Below are 20,092 nucleotides of genomic sequence, written 5' to 3' on the forward strand. Positions count from 1 at the left end.
TCATGACACTTAAAAGTATCGCGTTGTCTCTTTTCATCGCAACATTACTATTCGTCACTTCTGTCACAATGATTGGTGCGGTGTTAATTTCTTATGAAGTAAAGCAGTTCAACACTTACGCGAATAATTTAGCCAAAATAAAACAAAAAGTAATTCTCATGGGGCTATTGACGGAAGCGCAGCTCGAGCAATACAAAGGCATGAGCGTGAGTGAAGTAGAAGCGCAAACAGAGCTGAGCTTTCAAGATGCGATTTACTCCCTGTCACCTTATGAAAAACTCAATTACGTTGAAGCTGTTGCACGGAAATCGCTTCATCAGGCTGAAGCGTATTTATCAAATGCGTTCAATCGACAAAATGCCGTTATGTATTTTCGTTCTTATACTGGAAACAAACTCATCTTAGAGAGACCGATTGAAGCGCTAGAGGGAGTGAAAGCCACATTTGATGTTGATTGGTGTAAAAGTAACTATTCTTGTGTGTTAGCCGCGTGGAAAGAGCAACTAACGGACCGGGTATTGTTTTCCCTACCATTTAAAACGACATACTCCGATGACATGGCGATAAGCATCATGAGTCCGGTTTACTTTCAAGGTGAGTTAGTGGGAGAGTTCTCGGAACAATTATACCTCTCGCCGCTTTATAATGATGGGAAAGCGGTGGATGTTCAAATAGCGAATGGGAACAAACAAATGGTGATTTATTTCGCTGGCTACCCCTTTCCATCATTCGCGTACACCCAATCATATGTCGCAGACAACAACAATCTTATCGTTTACATGTACCCATTCAGTAAAATTGTATTGGATTACGTGTTCTTGTTTATCATCTTCTTTTTCGTAACCTTAGCGTATTACAACAAAGCTTATGAATCTAAAGAGAGCAAACTTCGCCTCGCGAAAGCACTGACGAACGTGACGAAAGATGATTTAACGGGATTGTTTAACCGCAGAGTTTTTCAAGATAGCGAGTTCAAACGTCGTTTGGAAACCGCGCCATATTCCGTCATTGCAATAGATGGCGATAGGATCAAGCGAATCAATGACCATTACGGTCACCATGTAGGGGACGAAGTTATTGGAATTATTGCTGATGCTATGTCTAAAGTGTTTCGAAATAGTGATTATCTAGTTCGAACTGGTGGTGATGAGTTTGTTGCGATTCTGCCGGGTTGCAGTATCAGTCAATCTTCAATATTGGCGAAGAAGCTTCGTAGTGTCGTTAAAGATAACCGACTAAAGACCTTGGATATCGAAGTTAGTGTGAGTACTGGTATCGCGGCGAATGAATTACACGAAACGCTTCAGGACGTTATTGTACGTGCAGATGAAGATCTCTATGAGATGAAAAAACACAGACAAAAGTCCCATTAAGCAGCGCTAGTATTGACTCAATGTTAAGTTACGGAACATAACCATGACATAACTGTTTGATTAATTTGACCAAACAGAATGACTGGTCTTTTATATTAGAGCAGTCAACAAATAGTGATTGCTCTATTTATTCTCGACCTTACATCTGGTGTCGCACGTGAACAAAGATCTCGACTTAAACTTACTTAAAATACTTGTCTTACTGGATAAGCACCGTCAGCTCAAACCCGTTGCTAAAGCGATGGGGAAGAGTGAAGCGTCAATTAGCAAATACCTTGCCCGATTGCGACTCCAGCTAAACGATGAATTGTTTATTCGGCATCCTCATCACATGGAACCAACGGACTATTTAAAACGTCAATTACCTAAAATTTCCGATGCACTCGAGAAGCTTGAAACTTGTCTAATTAGAGATGAGTTTGAACCGGAAAATTACGAAAAAGACATCACCATTTGTTTACCGCAAACCGCTCAATACTCATTTGGGCATTTACTTGCAATGGATTTAATGGCGCTGTTTCCCAAGGCGCACATTTCGATAGCAACGATTACAGAGTATACGATAGAAGAGATAATCCTAGGCAAAGTGGATGCGCAGTTACATTACTTCAACGAGGATGTTCCGAAATCTGTTTATCAGAAGTTCATCGGCTATGCGCCTGCTGTGGTAGTTGTCCCTGAAGAGCTGGGAATTACCACCCTAGAAGAAGCAGCCAAACTTCCCTTTATCATGTTAGAGATTATCGGTTGGAAAGAGAAAGAGCAGCTCGTTAAGCGTGCAATGGAAAGCCACGGTATGGTCATCAACCGTATTGCGGCTCTAGACAACGTAAGCAGCGTATTGAAGCTAATTAAACAAAAAAGCGCCGCAACCGTATTACTTGAATATCAGGCGCCAATTGATGGATATAAATTTATAAGAGTGCCAGAGCATTTTTACCCAGATGGCTGGCCAAAAGTGGTTGTACAGGTGAAGCAAAGCTTAAGACATGATGCAATGCACCAGTTGTTAATCGGTGCTATTGCAAAATACATGAGCGCTTAGCGGCAAAACTCAATGTTTTCTGACTGAGGAATAGTATGCAGAAGTTCAATCAACGTGTCCGCATGGTACTTTTTCAGAATACGCGTTTTGTAGGTGCTGATTGTTTTAGCGCTGAGTGAAAGTTGTTCAGAAATCTTCTTATTTGAGTAGCCTTGTACAAGATAATGGAACACCATGGCTTCGCGATTTGAAAGTGTTACGTTACCCGACGATGGTGTGTGAGTCGACTTAAACATTGAGTAACCGCGTGAAACACTCACAATTGCGTCGATAATGGTCTCTCTTGTTTCATGCTTGCTTAAGAAGCCGTTTGCGCCCATTTCGTACGCTGCTTTAGAAAGACTCGAGTAGTCGCGTGAAGAAACAAATAACAGTCGGCCACGATATCCCGTCGCTAAAATGTTTTTGGCTAAACGCATACCATCGCGGTCGCCAAGCACTACGTCTAGAATAATCAAATCAATCTTTTGGCCTCGGACAAGATCCATCACTTCCGCACTGTCAGTGGTTTGAATCACTTCAGCTGCGTTGATTACAGATTCAACTAGAGAAGCAAGTGCTTCGCTATACAATGGTTGAGCGTCGATAATAAGAACATTATTCAAAGTTAACCTCACCTAATACATCAACTAGTGTGCTGTCAGGCGACAGCGCAATTGGATGAATAGGATTGTAGGAAAAACCTTGCTAAGAGGAAGGAAAATGACTCTTTCCAAAAGTGAAAATCAGTGTCTTGATTATGGGAATAGCGATGTCAGGTATTGAAATACCTAGTGATAGGATAATTGCTTAAAACTTACGCTGACAAAAAATTAACAAACTGAAAGTGCTCTTTCAGTGTTCTACGCCTTCAGATTTTCTTGTGATGTTTCTAGCGCTTCGATTTAAACCCGTGTGTTAGCAAGCGCAGTTTTATACCAAGCCACTTGAAGAGAGCGTGTTCTACACCAGGCATGAGCACGGTAGCCAACTTTGTAATGATATCTGTTAGATAGGTTTGGCTATTGACGCTGAACATTACTTCAAATTATTTCTAAACTTTTCATTGACTCTGCCGCTAAAAGTGGAGGTGTTAATTCGCACTTTGGCCACTCATAATGTCGTGTTCAAAAATGAGACAATTTTACATGGTTTGGTATGGAAATGTGCGTTAGCCGTCCTTTTGATGGTTTACAAATTTTGTTGTAACGACTAAAAAGGACTTTTGGATTTTTAGCCAGAGAATGGCTTCTCATGGCGTTTGCATCAAACTTTTTCTGATGCGTATTTTTGGTTGGATAATTGGCTTTATGAGTAACGTAACCAGCACCATTTTGACAGAAAGTGGTACCAATGAGCTTGAAATCATCGAGTTTCATTTAGAAAAAACATTGCCAGATGGCAGCACAAAAACTTGTTATTACGGCATTAACGTTGCGAAAGTACGAGAAGTGATTCGCGTGCCAGAAACAACCGATTATCCAAACGCACAACCTCATATGATTGGTGTGTTCTCATCCAGAGATGTACTGACGCCTTTAGTGGATTTAGCTGGTTGGTTAGGTGTGCCAACACGACAAGATCTGGAGCGCAAGTTTGTAATCGTTACGGATTTCAACAAAATGACCAATGGCTTCTTAATTGACAGCATTTCGCGTATTCATCGTATCTCTTGGAATGATGTGGAATCACCAAGTCAGTTTTTGGAAGCGGGCGAACAAGATTGTGTAGTAGCCGTTGTCCGTAAAGAAGGCAACCTGATCATGATTCTCGATTTTGAAAAAATCATCGCAGACATCAACCCAGAATTGAGTATGGAAAAATACGATGTGAAAGGGGACAAGTCGGTGGATCTCAACCAGAGAATGGTCGGTAAGCGTAATGCTAAAACGATCATGGTGGTGGATGACTCAGCATTTATTCGCTCTTTGATCCAAGAGACATTAGCTTCTTCAGGTTACAATGTGATCACATGTAAAGACGGTGGTGAGGCGCATGAGAAGTTGATGAGCTTGATCGAGGTCGCGAAAGAAGAAAACTTGCCAGTTAAAGAGCTATTAGATGCGGTGGTTACAGACGTAGAAATGCCTCGAATGGACGGTATGCACTTAGTGAAGAGACTACGCGATACCGAAGCGTTTCATGAAATGCCGATCATTATGTTCTCGTCATTGATGAGTGAGGATAACCGAGCGAAAGCACTATCTCTTGGCGCAAATGATACGATTACCAAGCCAGAGATTGGCCGCATGGTGAATATGATGGATAAATACGTGTTTAACTTTGCGTAAAAAACCGATCAGATGAAACAAATAAGGCTGCCGATTGGCAGCCTTATTTTTATTGAGGGCAGGGAAGAATATCTAAGGTGTAACTCTCGTTTGGAGTCTGCGGTGGCCCATATAAAATTCCGCATTGTGTAAGGCTAGCTCTTTTTTCGTCGGCTGCAGCAATGACCATTTCGCGAGTTGTTGAACCAGCCGGGTGATGAAATGTTTTCCAATCCGAGTCTTCTTCGTTCAGTCCTTGCACGAGTAACTTCATCGATTCGCTATCAGAATCAGGATATCCATATAAAAAAACACAGCGCTTTGAACCACCAATATTACAGCCGTCAAATGGTAAATCTGCCATTAAAGCACTGTCTACGAAGTTTGAAACGTAAGGCTTGCTTTCCAATCCCGCAATCGCCATTTTCCCATAACCCACGCCTAATGCTGACGCAATAGCGCCTTTCATTCCTTCCAAACGTGCTTCACGTGCATCGCTTTGAAGGTTTAAAAAGCGTGGCGCGGCAGTGACAGCAAGAATACCGAGCACGACAATAACTACGACTAACTCTATTAGAGTAAATCCCGTTTGTTTTTTCATATTATTTTCACAGCAAGTTAAAGGTAGAAAAACACTGACCGTACACTTGTTTATTGTGTAAATAAGTACGGTAATGATAAATCGATCAGTAGTATAAAGAGGTGAGTTGTAAAGTGCTATACCGACGCCGTACTAATTGACTGAATCCATTAAATGCAATGGAGAATTCACGGGTCTAATTCTGCTAGATTTTAAGAGGTCATTAATTCCGCTGAAGAAATGCTGCGTGAACAGGCGAGCATGAATCCTCTTCGATGTAAGCAAACATGTACATCAGCGGAATGAAATACAAAATGCAAATGAGGGCGAACCGCACAAATGGATTGTCTTTTTATTCACTTTGATGAATGCTACGCGGAATTCATATCGCAGTGTGCCTGAGGTATTCGTCATGCGAATGTGCTTTGGTTTTGTGTTTATTTTTCAAATATAAGAATAATCTAAATGGAATTCGATTCGATAAACTTCCTTGCAATAGGTTTGATATTTCTTGGCTCTTATGTCCAGACCGCAATCGGTTTTGGCTTGGCTATTGTTGCCGCACCTTTACTGATTCTTTGGGCGCCAGAATATGTTCCTGCGCCAATCTGTTTAGTCGCGTTATTTATTTCGTTGATGAATGCGATGAAGCACCGCAGTAGTGTTGAAATCGGCGGCTTAAAGATGGCGTTGATTGGGCGAGTGCCGGGATCAATTGCTGGTGGCTTGCTACTCTTTTTTGTATCTACACAAACTCTCACGCTTTGGATTGGTTTGTTGGTGCTGTTTGCAGTCTTGGTGAGTGTTTTACCGTTTCGGGTTGAGCCTACGCCTTCGCGTATGACATGTGCTGGCTTCTTTTCTGGGTTGTTTGGTACCAGTTCTGCGATTGGAGGCCCTCCGATGGCGTTATTGTTGCAGCATCAAGAAGCAAATCAGTTACGCGGCAACTTATCGGCTTTTTTTGTTTTCAGTTCGATTATTTCACTAATAGTACAAATCCCAGTGGGCTTCTTCACATTGCATCATTTGGTCATTACTATTCCTCTATTACCTGCTGCGGCGCTTGGTTACTGGCTAGCAATGAAAACTACCCAGTCGTTACCAAAAGAAAAGATTCGGTTTGGGGCACTTATGTTGTGTTTTGTGAGTGGCTTTACCGCCGTCGTACAAGCGTTGAGCCAATAATGCCATCTGCATCATAAAGTCACTGCGGGATTGCATTCCTTTTTATGTATGGCGGACTTGTTTACTTACGCCAAATTGGTCGTTTAGATGGGCGATAGTTTTATGAATAACACTCGTTATGGCACTTTTATGGCAGCATTCTCCTTTGTGATCTGGGGATTGCTACCAATTTATTATCGTTATTTACCAAATGCTTCTATGGATGAGTTGCTAGCATGGCGAATCATTGGGTCTGTACCTGTCGGGTTTCTAATTGTACTTGGGATAACCCGTCGAGGGCTGAATTGGAAAGAAATCTGGCTTGATAAAAAATCCTTGTGGTACACGTTTGTGGCGAGCAGTTTGATGTGTATTTCTTGGAGTGCGTTCACTTGGGCTTTGACCCATCATCGGGTCATCGATGCCAGCTTAGGCTTCTTTATTGGACCATTAGTATCTGTTGCGCTGGGCGTATTTATTCTTGGGGATAGGCTCTCAAAAGGCAAACTTATTGCAATAGTGTTGGCAACAATTGGTGTTATGTATCAAGTGATTCACTATGGTCAGCTACCCGTTATCGCACTAACGATGGGGTTGTTCTTTGCTTTGTATGGGTTGTACAAGAAGAAGATAAATTATGACTGGAGTACAACCTTGTTTGTTGAGGCGTTGTTACTGACTCCAGTTGCACTCGCATATTTGCTCTATAAACAATGGGCAACTGGTGAACTGGCTTCGGGCACAGATACCACAACATTGCTTTTGTATTTTGGCAGTGCACCTATCACAATTTTACCACTTGTATTTTATTCTATCGCAATACGTATAACTAATTTATCAACTGTCGGTCTAATGCAATACATCGAGCCAAGCTTGCAGTTTGTGTTGGCAGTTATGTTTTTTGGCGAGTTGTTTGACGAAGTGAAAGCGGTGACCTTTGCATTTATTTGGGTAGGGCTGTTGTTCACAATTTTTGAAAGTATTATCAAAGGCCATCGGCGCAAAAAGCTGGTCAAACACCCCTTATAGTGGTTTCAATATTCTCACATATTAGCTTCTTTATTCTTATGCCCTCCATTCGAGGGCATTTTTAATGTCATGAAGCATTGGCTTTCGTTTTTTGCCCGAATAGAAATCATAACTTGAGATTATTTGACGCATTATCATAATGATACCGCTATAGTTATAGCCAAGTGACACGCTTATATAAGTGAAAACCAGATCAAGAAGGACGACATATGATCACTGCTCTGTATGCCAACATTCTCGCAATACTCATTATTTGGTTGGCTGTTCAAGTAATTAAGCAACGTCGCTTAAATCAAATTGCTTATGCCGATGGTGGGGTAGAGGTTCTACAAATTGCTCGTAGTGCCCAGAGCAATGCGACAGAATATATCCCCATCACCCTGATTTTAATGGCACTTTTAGAATTCAATAGTGCTTACCCAACATGGATACATCTCACCGGTATTATTTTTGTAATTGGTAGAGTTATTCATGCTAAAGGCATATTGAAAAAAGACTTGAAAAAACGCATTAGAGGGATGCAGGTGACATTTCTGGTGATACTTTCATTGGTTGTGTTAAATATGATTTACCTGCCATACGATAAGTTATGGTAAGTCTGCGACGTTACATTCCACCACCTTGGGTACTCGTTCTGATTGGATTAGTACTGAATATTGGCGCGATCATCGTTACTAGCTTAGTCCTTGATAAGTTGGGTAAACAGCAATCGCAGCTCGCAGAGCAAACAGCAAAAAACTTGTATTCCATCCAACTCGCATGGAACAGTGTGGAAACCCTAGAAAGGAAAAGAGAAGCTTTACTGCTGCATGTGCACATAAGTCAGAGCGTAGCGATACCTTTAGAGCTAGAAGAGGTATTAGCAGGGCATTTATCTTCTTGGGTTCTCAACGAGTCGGATGAAATAAAAATTGATCAACTTCCTCAACTGATGTCAAAGATAAATCAGGCACAAGCTTCGTATAGAGACCGCATCGATAATTACTACATTGAGAATGTAGAGCTCAATGAGGTAATGGCAAACCAGGATGAAAAGATCGCTTGGTACAAGAATATCGGACTCTTCTTGCAAGTATTCGGACTTGCGTTAATCCTTGCACGCGACTTAGCTAGGAAGCAATAAAAGCAAGAGCTAAAGATCAGGTTTATTGCGAAATGCCAATGGTAGTTTGCAAATTGCAATTTATTCGGTGAGCAAACAGTAGCTATTGGTTAAGTTTTAATGAAAGTGATTAAATAACAACCTGTTTTTGTGCGCTTAAAAGTTGGCACGCCTCATGCTTTAGTATGAGTGACCCTTTCTAAGCCGAGGGTCACCTAGCCAACTGACGTTGTTAGTGAACCATCTTGTTCACAAATATATACAGCCAATCACGACTCCTTGTGGTTGGCTTTTTTTTATGCAGTCTAGAACTGTGCTTTAATCCAGATCATGCGATGGTCGGAAGATACATCCTTACCATCACCATACTTACCGATACGTGCATCGTTAAATAGTTTACGGCCTTCTTCATAAGACGCTGACCAGTACACACCAGAGTCTATTACATTCAAATTTGCTGAAGGCAAGGCATAGTCTACCCCTAAGCCAAACGTTGAAGTGATGCGATTCGGATATGGGTGAGTTGAACTGCGGTCAACAGCGTGTTCAGCTGCACCAAAGCTTGTTGGGTAAAGCTCACCATTCATCACGGTTTGGTTAACCAATGGATCGTTGTGCAGCTCTTGCATTACAGAGCTAATACCGTCACCAGCCACTGGATCAAGGTTTTGATCACCCATCATTACGAATTTAGCGCCGTTCGTTAAGCCACCTGTCTTACCCGCATCGTCGTAAAAATAGTCTTTGCCTTGAATGTAATGATGCCAAAACTCCACTTCTGCTGCGTTTTGCGCTTTGTTTTTACCGGTGTCAAATACTGGTGGAGTAGGATGAGACATCAACAAGTGTACAACTTCTTCGCCGTTGCGAGTTGGAATGATGATTGGCGCGTCGACGTGATTTTTCGAAGATAGACGCACTTGATCCCATTCTTCCGCTGAGTACCATTCATCACCACACTTCATGCCGTCTGGAATCTTTTGCGAACCGTCACAGATAGTAATGGTTGGAATTTTCGCACCTTCCATATCTTTCCATTTAAATGCTTGGAATGTACGTGTGTTTGCCGTGTCAATTTTATACTTAGACATAAGGGCAAATGCATATTGACCATGGTACATGCCAAAGCCCCATGCATCACCTGGCATTTGACCTGCGGTACCGTTGTTGTCGAGATCAAACTCACTCAACAACCCTGTATTAGTTGAGTAAGATTCAGCATAAGGGTATTCAATAGGCTCAAGGTTTGCTTCACCGCCCGCGCCATTGATGCTTTGCGCGACAGACAGGTAGTTCTTCTGGAATCCTTCAATGGCTGCTTTGTTTTCGCCTGTTCCGTCGTTGTTGTATTCCGCCATCATAAGAACATCAGGACGATTCTTTTGAATGATTGCTGCAACGTTACGAATTTGAATGACTTTTTCCGCAGTGGTTTTGTCTTCGGCTGCGATTGAACCGTCTAAATAAGAGGTGACCAACGCAGTTTGCTGCGTTGGTTCAATTTGCATTTCATCTACCAAAGTTTCGAAGGTAGCGCGGTCAAAAGAGAGGTTGTAAGTCGCTATTTTTACTTCTTTAGGCTGAACATTGACGTATTCAGTATCGTCATTACATCCAGATAGTAGAGCGGCGCCAACAAGGACAGCGATAGAGGTTTTGATTGCTTTCATGGGTACGTCATACCTTATAATTAATTCGGCTGAATATTAAAGTCATCAGTCATTGTTTTAAGCGATATTAGTCACACAAACGTTTTCATATTTACATGTTCAATTAGTTTTTGTGTGATTTGTGCAATAAATGCAACACTTTCAACACCAGAAGGTTATATGTAAATTGTTAAAAAACGGTGTCGTTATTGATGCGAAATAGAGAGTCCGCCACCGTTAAAAAGAAAAGCGTAGAATTTAAGCGTACATGAGATGTTTGAGTTGTATGCTTATCGCCGTGTTTTATTTTTTATGTTTAAATTTCTGTATATAATAAGCAGTCAATCAGAAGTGAGGACGACCTCACCGCTCTATCTTTTCTCGGGGACGACCCCATCTCGTTGGGAAATGTGACATGGCTTGGGGAATTCTCTTCATTGCGGGCTTGTGTGAAATCGCATGGGCTGTCGGTCTTAAATATTCACAAGGGTTTACCAAATTCGGTGCTTCGGCATTCACTATTGTCTTTATGTTATTGAGCTTTTGGTTGCTTGGCATTGCGTTAAGAACCTTGCCTTTAGGCATTGCTTATGGCGTATGGGTAGGGATTGGCGCAATAGGCACGGCAGTCGTGAGTATTTATCTGTTCAATGAGCCAGCAACACTTATCAAAGCCTTAAGCTTGCTAATGATTGTCGCTGGTATCGCAGGGTTAAAAATATCAGCTTAACGTTAGGCTAAACACAAAACAGCCAGAGTCACTCTGGCTGTTTTTCTAAATGTCGTGTTTACGGTTCTGGGTAGGTATATCAAGCGTTGCGCTTAATAAAAGGTAATCGCAAGTGATGACCAAACGCATTAATTAATGCGCCTGTAACAATCAGACCGCCACCGACGTACGTCCAAATGATCGGAACCTCGCCAAAGAAAATGATGCCTAACAACACAGAAAATACGATCTGGATATACGAATAAGCGGAGGCTTTACCCGCTTGTTGAGTTTGCATCGCTTTGGTTAACCCCAATTGTCCAATTTGGGTAAAGACACCAACTAGAACCAACATGAAAGTCAGATATAGATCGGGCATTACAAAATCGTCGCCAATCAGTAAGAGTGAAGCGGGGAGAGCAACCAACGGGAAATAGAAAATGATCACTGAGCTGTCTTCTGTCTGACTCAGTTTTCTGACAATGACGTAGGCAATTGAGCTACCAAATGCGCCTAAGATCGCAATCATGACGCTAAACATTGGTAAAGCGCTATCTGAGCCTTGCCCAGTTTCTGGGCTTACCATGATATAGATGCCGAGTAAGCACAACGCAATACAAAGGAAAGTTGACGGCTGGATGCGCTCTTTCAAGAAAAATACGGCGAGTAGTGCAGTAAATACCGGATGAATATACTGGAATATCGTCGCTTCTGCCAAAGGTAAGGTGGTCACTGAATAATATACACACATCAGAGCCATCGTGCCCACAGCACCGCGTGCAAATAGTAATGGCTTATTATTGCCCCATACAGAAATTCGTTTTCGCTTTACATCGAAATAACTAATGATAAGTGAAACGAGCGCTCTTGCTGCAACGATTTCAAAAACGGGGATACCGTAGTTGCCGACGTGCTTTACTGTAGCCGACATCAGAGCAAAGCCAAACGCGGAAAGCACCATAAAGCGCACACCGATGGGAATCATAGTGTTGAATGAATTGGACATTTTACTGCTCATTTGTTGCGACAGATCTCACTTTAGCATACTTAGTTAGCGATTAAATCCTCTCAACTCAAACACTTCTGTCGACAAGATGAATAAACAGTAGAATACGTAGCAATTAATCTGCCTCTCTTCAGCGTAACAATAAAAACTCGATATTTAAGGAGCTTACATGATCCCGATAAAAGCAACGCATGTTTCAGGCGTTGTCATTTCAAAAATTGATGGCATAGAAAAAATGCTGTTACTCAAACGCGTAAAAGGTGGCTATTGGTGCCATGTTGCAGGTGGTATCGAAGCGGGTGAAGCCGGGTGGCAAACCATTTTAAGAGAGTTAAAAGAAGAGACACTAATTGACCAAGTTGAGTTACATACAGCAGACTTCCTAGAGCAGTTCTACGAAGCAAAAAATAACCGTATCATGGTTATCCCATGTTTTGTGCTATTTTGTCCGCCTAACCAATCAGTTGTTCTTAACGAAGAGCATACAGAGTATCGCTGGTGTACGCTTGAAGAAGCTAAGCAGCTGGCTCCGTTTGCCAATCAGCATCACCTATATGAACATGTATGGAAACATTATGTAGATGTGGCATCACTAACGCCATTTACTCTGATCGATCAAAAGGGCTAAATGAACGGCAACGGCTTTGATTAGTTTTTATAGAGAGGTTTGTTCTCATAAAATGAAGCGTTAGGATTTGCGCTGAGCGTTCACAATAAAAAGGAATAACATCTATGGATGAAGTCACATGCCAAGAGACGTATCAAGGAAATCACTTACAGAAGCGTTTTTCCGTCTCGCAAAGGGTCTCAATTGAGCCCCTCAACACGAAACACGCTTCCGCTTTACTAGAGGTTGTGAACACTCACCGAGAGAGCCTTGAGGGCTATCTACCTTGGACGGATTCTGTCACGAATCATAGAGAGGCCGTTAACTACATTTCCCAGCGAGTGAACAGTAACGCGCTGGATTCCCACTGGTGCGCAATTTATTTTGATGAGCAACTTACGGGTGTTATTGGCATTAAAGGTGTGGATTCACATACGCGTGTTACTGAAATTGGCTACTGGCTTGCCAACAGTGGGCGAGGCCATCGTGTGATTGATCAAGTACTCGCAGTATTGATCCCTTTTTTGAAGCAGAAAGGGCACGCACAATTCATTCAGTTCCATTGTATGGAAGATAACATCGCTAGCATCAATATTGCTGAGCGTGCAGGCGCCACATTAAAAGAATACGTTGATCATGAGTTTGATATGCTTGACCGCTCTCAACGACTAGGCATTTATGAACTACGTTTGATGTAGTATCCACCCCAGAGATATTTTAATCAGAGTTCGAACTCTAACTTCACGAGCGCTACAATAGTAACATTGTTGCGCTCGTGTTAACTTGGAGCGTCATTGGTAGAAACTAGGCTAGGAGAAGCATCATGAACGCAATCACAGAGGTTGAAGTAGATAACTTGTTACAGCAAAGCCTCGAACGCTTAAAAGCGGCATATGCAGCCGAGCCTTATCCTAGTTTGGATGAACGTAAACAGCGCCTCGTTTTGTTAAAAAAATCGCTGCTTGAGAACAAACAAGCGCTGGTTGAAGCGTTAAGTGACGATTTTGGCTATCGCTCAGAATTTGATACCGCTATGACCGACGTTTTGCCAACGGTCTCGCATATTAATTATACCCTCAAACGACTAAAAAAATGGTGCAAACCCAGCAAGCGCGAATCCGGCTTATTGCTCGCACCTTCTAAAGTCACCGTTCAGTATCAACCGTTAGGTGTCGTCGGGATCATTTCACCGTGGAACTTTCCTGTGATTTTGAGCCTTGCGCCTTTAGTGACAGCATTGGCTGCTGGCAACCGCGTGATGATGAAGCTCAGCGAATTTACGCCAAAAACCAATAAAGTCATCGTCGATATTTGCCGTGGGTTGTCTGAGTATGTCGAAGTTTTTGAGGGTGAAGCAGACGTCGCACAAGCATTCAGCCAACTGCCATTCGATCACCTTTTGTTCACGGGTTCTACGAGTGTTGGTCGCGCAGTGGCAAAAGCGGCAGCGGAAAACCTTACCCCGGTGACGTTAGAGTTGGGTGGAAAGTCCCCGGTGATCATTGCAAAAGATGCAGACATGAAGAAAGCCGTTGATGCTATCTTGTTTGGTAAATGCATTAATGCAGGCCAGATTTGTGTCGCGCCTGACTACGCATTTGTACCGCAAGAACGTGTCGAAGAGTTCATTTCGCTATTCTTAAAACGTTTTGAAAAGCTCTATCTAAAATCCAACAAGAATCAAAAGCTGACCCATATTGTCAACCAACGACAATATGATCGTTTGACTGCGCTACTTGAGGATGCAAAAGCGCAAGGTGCTAACCTTCACACTGTTGAGGCGTCGCCCCAAGAGGAACGACTTCTGTATCCTCATTTGGTCACGGATGTGTCGCCGAATATGCGAATCATGCAAGAGGAGATCTTCGGGCCATTTCTACCTGTTAAGCCCTACAATGCCGTTGATGAAGCGATTGACTACATTAATCAGCACCAAAGACCACTTGCGCTGTATGTTATGTCGGACGACAAATCGACTATCAAACATATTGTACGCAACACCCACAGTGGTGGCGTCGGCGTTAATGATACGGTTTTACATGTTGGCGCTGAAGATGCGCCTTTTGGTGGCGTTGGTGAATCGGGTATTGGGCATTATCACGGAGAGGAAGGATTCAGAACTTTTAGTCATGCGAAAACCATTCTTCACACACCGAAATGGTTGCCAAGAACGAGCGTATTAATGCGCCGTAGGGCTATGGCGATAAAAGCGATCCAAAAGATCTTTGTTCGATAATAATTATGATTTGATTGATAAAAAACCGCCCGAATAGGCGGTTTTTTGTTTCTATATGCTCTGAAACGCTGGGCACCAAAGTCCGAGAAACTTCCATCGCGTGCTACCAACAAAACAAAGAAAGGCTCTTGTTGATAGAGCCTTGTTCAGGAAGTGTCGAGAGATCTTGGCAAGTTTAATGCAGAACTTCACTGCTGAATCTTAGATATCTACAGTCGTTCATCAGTTCTTTAAACGCCTTTCGGTCCAGCTTAATCAGAGTTTCATGATCGCCAGCTTCAAGGTAGACATGTTCCAAGTTTGCTAGTCTTTCATCGCAAACTGTCGACATGTGGTAAGGGCTACCAATCGGTGGAATAGCGCCGTGTTCACAATCGGTGAAGAGTCGGTAAACCATACGCTCTTTCACCAAGTGGAAGGTGGCATTAAATTCGTCGTTTAATCTCGACAAACTGATTTTGTTGTTGGCAGGTAAGACCGCCATCATATGACGCCCTTCATGATCCTCTAGAATCACACCTTTTGCGATATTCATTAAAGGCACACCTGCTGCAACACCACTTTGTAGCGAGCTATGACTGTGGCTGTGATTCACGGTTTGAAAGTGAATGTTATGCTCAGTCAAATATTCATCTAATCGGGTTGCAATCGTCATATAGCCTCCACGTGTATGAGACCCATAAAAAGTATAGGTTAGTCGGGCGACAATCGCGCATTTTACTCGGCGACACTGACGCTCTTTACGCTCCTGTTCTACGCTTATTGCAAGCCAGCGAGAAAGCATGGTTAACAATAATAAATAGGGGGCAACATGAGCAAGCCAATCATCGCTGATAATAAGCCGATCAAAGTAGAGTTGAAAGCTGGGCAAGAATATTACTTCTGCCGATGTGGGCGTTCTAAAAATCAACCTTACTGCGATGGGTCTCATTCGGGAACCGGCTTAAAGCCAATGAGCTTTAGTGCGGAAAAAGACGAAGATGCCTATCTCTGCCAATGTAAGCATACTGCCAATGCTCCTTTTTGTGATGGTACACACAAGCGATTTACCGCAGAGCAAGTCGGTAAAGAGGGACCGGAACAAAAGCGAGAGAAAAGAGACAAACCAACGGCGTCTGCTACTCAAGAAGAACCAACCCTCGAGTTTATCCACCAATTAGCGAGAGAAGGACTCTCTAAACTCGGTCATCATGGTCCGATGGCTGCAATGGGGGTTCCTAGGCATTTGCTACCACATTGGGATGCTATACAAATCATGGTGGCGCAAATGGCGACACAACCGTTGTTGGAAGACGTTCCTGTGTCTACCGAGTTGATTGTGGGACCAAACGCGCGTAAGCCGCTCAGACTCGCCATTCCTTTGTTGGTGTCGGACATGAGTTTTGGCGCACTTTCTGAAGAGGCGAAAATTGCACTAGCAAAAGGTGCAGAGTTGGCAGGGACTGGGATTTGCTCTGGTGAGGGTGGCATGTTACCGGAAGAACAAGCCGCTAATTCACGGTATTTCTATGAGCTTGCTAGTGCTCAATTTGGCTACGACGAATCTAAGCTTCTTAATGTTCAGGCGTTTCACTTTAAAGGTGGGCAAGGAGCAAAAACGGGCACGGGTGGTCATCTGCCTGCAAATAAAAATGTAGGTAAGATCTCTCAGGTGAGAGGCATCCCCGAGGGACAACCAGCGATATCACCACCAACGTTCAAAGATCTTCACACTACTCACGATTTCAGAAAGTTTGCTGACAGAGTTCGTGGCATCACAGGCGGCATTCCAATTGGATTTAAACTCAGTGCCAACCATATTGAGCAAGACATTCAGTTTGCGCTTGATGCTGGGGCTGATTACATCATCTTAGATGGTCGCGGTGGTGGCACGGGTGCGGCGCCAACTATGTTCCGTGACCATATTAGTGTGCCCACCATTCCTGCGTTAGCTCGTGCACGTAAGTACTTAGATGAAAAAGGTGCAAGTGACCGCGTCACATTAATCATCACCGGTGGGTTGCGAGTTCCTACGGATTTTGTCAAAGCGTTGGCACTTGGAGCAGACGGAGTAGCGATAGCAAACAGTGCGATGCAATCGATCGGTTGTGTCGCCGCTCGCATCTGCAACACCAATAATTGCCCGGCAGGCATTGCGACACAAAATGCCGATTTGAGGCAGCGTCTCGACGTTGAAAAGTCATCCCAGCAACTGAAAAATTTCTTCGAATCCTCGGTCGAGCTCATGCAAGTTATGGCAAGGGCGTGTGGTCATCACGCTCTGAGTGAATTTAGTCATCATGATTTAGCTACCTGGGATCACAACATGGCGAGGCTGTCTGGGATTAAGTATTCAGGTATGGACTTAAACTGATCTCTATCCATATTTTCTACATATAGGTACATGTTTGATAACAATTATTTATTCGCTGAAATGTTTGAAATTTTGACTTGGCGTTAACTAAAAAACAGTGTATGAACTACGCTGTTTGAGGTGGATATTCGATTTATTGAATAACAAAGAGTGGTTACCACAACCACGACACGAAGGAGCATTATATGAGCAAAGCAAACGGCGGTTCGGTAGGTAAATGTCCAGTTATGCATGGTGGGCAAACATCTACAGATAAGTCGGTGATGGATTGGTGGCCGAATGCCTTGAACTTAGACATCCTGCATCAACACGACTCCAAAACCAACCCATTTGGTCAGGACTTTAATTACAAAGAAGAACTGAAAAAGCTAGATGTCGAAGCACTTAAAAAAGATTTAAAAGATTTAATGACTGATAGCCAAGACTGGTGGCCTGCCGACTGGGGACACTACGGTGGTTTAATGATCCGAATGGCATGGCATGCAGCGGGCAGTTATCGTATTGCGGATGGCCGTGGCGGTGCTGCTACAGGCAACCAACGCTTTGCTCCTCTCAACTCTTGGCCAGATAACGCCAACCTGGATAAGGCTCGACGCCTTTTATGGCCAATCAAGAAAAAATATGGCAACAAACTAAGTTGGGCAGACCTGATTGTCCTTGCCGGTAACATGGCGTACGAATCCATGGGCTTTAAGACCTTTGGCTTTGCGTTTGGACGAGAGGACATCTGGCACCCAGAAAAAGACACTTACTGGGGCTCTGAGCAAGAATGGTTAGCCACAAGTGACGCTGATAACAGCCGCTACTCTGGTGAGCGAGATTTAGAAAACCCGCTTGCTGCGGTAATGATGGGTCTTATCTATGTGAACCCTGAAGGGGTAGACGGTAACCCAGATCCTCTCAAAACAGCACATGACATGCGAGTGACCTTTGCGCGAATGGCAATGAACGATGAAGAAACCGTCGCGCTCACAGCTGGTGGTCACACGGTGGGTAAGTGTCATGGTAATGGTGATGCCGCAAACCTTGGCCCAGAGCCCGAAGCAGCAGACGTTCATGAGCAAGGTCTTGGCTGGATTAACCACAAAACACGTGGTATTGGCCGTGACACGGTAACGAGTGGCATTGAAGGTGCTTGGACAACGCACCCTACACAATGGGACTACGGATACTTCCACCTACTATTTAAGTATGACTGGGAACTGAAAAAGAGCCCAGCTGGTGCATGGCAATGGGAGCCAATCGACATTGAAGAACAAGACAAGCCTGTCGATGTTGAAGACGGTTCTAAGCGCTACAATCCAATCATGACCGACGCCGATATGGCGCTCAAAATGGACCCTGAATATCGTAAGATTGCAGAAAAGTTCCAAAATGACCCTGCGTACTTTGATGACGTTTTTGCTCGTGCCTGGTTTAAGTTGACACACCGCGATCTAGGACCAAAATCATGTTATTTCGGCCCTGATGTGCCAAGCGAAGATCTTATTTGGCAAGACCCAACGCCCGCAGGTAAGACAGACTACGATGTTGATTTAGTAAAAACAAAAATCGAAGCAAGTGGCCTATCCATTAGTGAGTTAGTAAGTACGGCGTGGGATAGTGCGCGTACTTACCGTGGCTCTGACCGCCGAGGCGGTGCAAATGGCGCGAGAATTCGCTTGGCTCCGCAAAAAGATTGGCAAGGGAACGAACCTGAACGTCTAAGACGTGTTCTTGCGGTGTTAGAAAAAATAGCAGCAGAAGAGGGCTGTAGTGTTGCAGATGCTATCGTGCTTGCTGGTAACGTAGGTATTGAACTGGCTGCGCGTGCCGCAGGTCATGATGTTTCCGTACCATTCGCGCCAGGCCGAGGTGATGCCACCCAAGAGATGACGGATGTGGAATCGTTCGAAGTACTTGAGCCTGTTGCTGACGGTTTCCGAAATTGGTTGAAGAAAGACTACGCGGTTAAGCCAGAAGAGCTTTTATTAGATCGTGCTCAGCTTATGGGGCTAACGGCGCCAGAAATGACGGTACTTATCGGTGGTATGCGCGTTCTAGGCAGTAACTACGGCGGTGGAAAAGAGGGCGTATTTACTGACCGAGTAGGCACTTTGTCGAATGATTTCTTCGTGAACCTTACTGACATGGCATATACGTGGAAACCAGTGAGTGCTAATCAATATGAAATCCGTGATCGTAAAACCGACGCTGTGAAGTGGACGGCTACTCGAGTGGATCTTGTCTTTGGTTCAAACTCGATCCTGCGTTCGTATGCGGAAGTGTATGCGCAAGATGATAATCAGGAAAAATTCATCCATGACTTCATCGCCGCATGGACGAAAGTCATGAACGCGGATCGTTTTGACTTGCAATAAGTGAAACGATGTTCATCGATAGATGCGTAAACAAAGTTGATGAATAAGTAAGAGAGGCGGGCGAAAAGCTCGCCTTTTTCTTTACCTATCTTTTTACTTTGATTGTTACTTTGATTGAAAATTAAGCTCATTTGAACCATAATAACCGGACCATATGAACCACAGGAGCTTGATATGGCAACTGCAGCATTAAAAAGCTTCAAACCGAAACAACCTCATAAAGCCAATTTCTGGTTTATGTTGGGTATTGAAGACGCTGAAACAGGTCGCACTGATGCGGTTCACAAAGGCTTTGAGCCAAAGGTGTATCGCAATATTGTTGAGCGTGTGAAGCTTTCTCAGAGTGAGTTTCAAAACGTCACATTGATACCTGTTAGCACGATCAAGCGTCGTCTAAAAAACGATGAGCGCTTCAATACGCAAGAAAGTGATGCAATCTATCGATTAGCGATGTTATTGAAACTCGCGACAGAACTGTTTGACGACGAAGAGCGCGCGTTAAAATGGATGAGAGAGAATGTGTATGGCTTAGGTGGAAAACGTCCACTTGATATGGTCTCGACCACGGTGGATTTTGAAATCGTAAAAGATTTGATCGGCCGTTTAGAGCACGGGGTATTCTCGTAA

19 protein-coding genes are annotated in these 20,092 nt (G+C 43.5%); 14 read left to right on the forward strand and 5 right to left on the reverse strand.

Going from position 1 to position 20,092, the window contains the following annotated elements:
• Positions 1–2: 2 nt before the first annotated feature.
• Positions 3–1,373, forward strand: a complete 1,371-nt coding sequence (locus N646_RS20475) for a GGDEF domain-containing protein (RefSeq protein WP_005376517.1) — start codon at positions 3–5, stop codon at positions 1,371–1,373.
• Between the two features lie 157 nt (positions 1,374–1,530).
• The gene (locus N646_RS20480) at positions 1,531–2,418 is read left to right on the forward strand and encodes a LysR family transcriptional regulator (RefSeq protein ID WP_017635345.1); all 888 of its coding nucleotides are present in this window, start codon (positions 1,531–1,533) and stop codon (positions 2,416–2,418) included.
• Here N646_RS20480 and N646_RS20485 read toward each other — a convergent pair.
• The gene (locus tag N646_RS20485; RefSeq protein WP_017821556.1) at positions 2,415–3,023 is read right to left on the reverse strand and encodes a response regulator transcription factor; all 609 of its coding nucleotides are present in this window, start codon (positions 3,021–3,023) and stop codon (positions 2,415–2,417) included. The genes N646_RS20480 and N646_RS20485 overlap by 4 nt on opposite strands.
• A 684-nt stretch (positions 3,024–3,707) precedes the next feature.
• On the opposite strand from N646_RS20485, the gene N646_RS20490 reads away from it, so the two are divergent.
• Positions 3,708–4,688, forward strand: coding sequence for a chemotaxis protein (locus N646_RS20490; protein WP_021707545.1), 981 nt, complete (start codon positions 3,708–3,710; stop codon positions 4,686–4,688).
• 49 nt (positions 4,689–4,737) lie between these two features.
• On the opposite strand, the gene N646_RS20495 is transcribed toward N646_RS20490, so the two are convergent.
• Positions 4,738–5,268, reverse strand: a complete 531-nt coding sequence (locus N646_RS20495) for a prepilin-type N-terminal cleavage/methylation domain-containing protein (RefSeq protein WP_005376513.1) — start codon at positions 5,266–5,268, stop codon at positions 4,738–4,740.
• Positions 5,269–5,712: 444 nt separating this feature from the next.
• Between N646_RS20495 and N646_RS20500 the strand changes: the two genes are divergently transcribed.
• The 4 genes from N646_RS20500 (at position 5,713) to N646_RS20515 (ending at position 8,566) form a co-directional block, all read left to right on the forward strand.
• Positions 5,713–6,435 carry a sulfite exporter TauE/SafE family protein gene (locus N646_RS20500; RefSeq protein WP_005390054.1) on the forward strand — a complete coding sequence of 241 codons (723 nt, stop codon included), beginning with the start codon at positions 5,713–5,715 and terminating at the stop codon, positions 6,433–6,435.
• A gap of 102 nt (positions 6,436–6,537) precedes the next feature.
• Complete coding sequence (gene rarD, locus N646_RS20505; RefSeq protein ID WP_021707544.1) at positions 6,538–7,443, forward strand: EamA family transporter RarD; 906 nt, start codon at positions 6,538–6,540, stop codon at positions 7,441–7,443.
• Positions 7,444–7,652: 209 nt separating this feature from the next.
• On the forward strand, positions 7,653–8,039 hold the full coding sequence (locus N646_RS20510) for an MAPEG family protein (RefSeq protein ID WP_017820994.1): 387 nt from the start codon (positions 7,653–7,655) through the stop codon (positions 8,037–8,039).
• Entirely contained in the window at positions 8,033–8,566 is a 534-nt protein-coding gene (locus N646_RS20515; RefSeq protein WP_017820993.1) for a hypothetical protein, read from the forward strand. Before N646_RS20510 ends, N646_RS20515 begins: the two co-directional genes overlap by 7 nt.
• Positions 8,567–8,850: 284 nt before the next feature.
• Here the strand turns inward: N646_RS20515 and N646_RS20520 are convergent, their stop codons facing one another.
• Entirely contained in the window at positions 8,851–10,215 is a 1,365-nt protein-coding gene (locus N646_RS20520) for an endonuclease/exonuclease/phosphatase family protein (RefSeq protein WP_017820992.1), read from the reverse strand.
• A gap of 394 nt (positions 10,216–10,609) precedes the next feature.
• Between N646_RS20520 and N646_RS20525 the strand changes: the two genes are divergently transcribed.
• On the forward strand, positions 10,610–10,924 hold the full coding sequence (locus tag N646_RS20525; protein WP_005376506.1) for a DMT family transporter: 315 nt from the start codon (positions 10,610–10,612) through the stop codon (positions 10,922–10,924).
• A 79-nt stretch (positions 10,925–11,003) separates the two neighbouring features.
• Here N646_RS20525 and N646_RS20530 read toward each other — a convergent pair whose 3' ends face one another.
• Positions 11,004–11,909, reverse strand: a complete 906-nt coding sequence (locus tag N646_RS20530; RefSeq protein ID WP_005376505.1) for a DMT family transporter — start codon at positions 11,907–11,909, stop codon at positions 11,004–11,006.
• Positions 11,910–12,078: 169 nt separating this feature from the next.
• On the opposite strand from N646_RS20530, the gene N646_RS20535 reads away from it, so the two are divergent.
• From N646_RS20535 to N646_RS20545, 3 genes are all read left to right on the forward strand, one after another.
• Positions 12,079–12,537, forward strand: coding sequence for an NUDIX hydrolase (locus N646_RS20535; RefSeq protein WP_005376504.1), 459 nt, complete (start codon positions 12,079–12,081; stop codon positions 12,535–12,537).
• A gap of 104 nt (positions 12,538–12,641) precedes the next feature.
• Positions 12,642–13,214 carry a GNAT family N-acetyltransferase gene (locus N646_RS20540; protein ID WP_017820991.1) on the forward strand — a complete coding sequence of 191 codons (573 nt, stop codon included), beginning with the start codon at positions 12,642–12,644 and terminating at the stop codon, positions 13,212–13,214.
• Between the two features lie 125 nt (positions 13,215–13,339).
• On the forward strand, positions 13,340–14,752 hold the full coding sequence (locus tag N646_RS20545; protein ID WP_017820990.1) for a coniferyl aldehyde dehydrogenase: 1,413 nt from the start codon (positions 13,340–13,342) through the stop codon (positions 14,750–14,752).
• A gap of 175 nt (positions 14,753–14,927) precedes the next feature.
• Here N646_RS20545 and N646_RS20550 read toward each other — a convergent pair whose 3' ends face one another.
• A complete protein-coding gene (locus N646_RS20550; protein WP_005376501.1) occupies positions 14,928–15,407 on the reverse strand; it encodes an aminoacyl-tRNA deacylase in 480 nt (159 codons plus the stop codon).
• A 156-nt stretch (positions 15,408–15,563) separates the two neighbouring features.
• On the opposite strand from N646_RS20550, the gene N646_RS20555 reads away from it, so the two are divergent.
• The 3 genes from N646_RS20555 (at position 15,564) to parS (ending at position 20,092) form a co-directional block, all read left to right on the forward strand.
• Entirely contained in the window at positions 15,564–17,105 is a 1,542-nt protein-coding gene (locus N646_RS20555; protein ID WP_017820989.1) for a glutamate synthase-related protein, read from the forward strand.
• Between the two features lie 185 nt (positions 17,106–17,290).
• On the forward strand, positions 17,291–19,465 hold the full coding sequence (gene katG, locus N646_RS20560) for a catalase/peroxidase HPI (protein ID WP_017820988.1): 2,175 nt from the start codon (positions 17,291–17,293) through the stop codon (positions 19,463–19,465).
• A 174-nt stretch (positions 19,466–19,639) separates the two neighbouring features.
• Complete coding sequence (gene parS, locus N646_RS20565) at positions 19,640–20,092, forward strand: type II RES/Xre toxin-antitoxin system antitoxin (protein WP_017820987.1); 453 nt, start codon at positions 19,640–19,642, stop codon at positions 20,090–20,092.

The organism is Vibrio alginolyticus NBRC 15630 = ATCC 17749 (genome assembly GCF_000354175.2).
GTDB lineage: Bacteria > Pseudomonadota > Gammaproteobacteria > Enterobacterales > Vibrionaceae > Vibrio > Vibrio alginolyticus.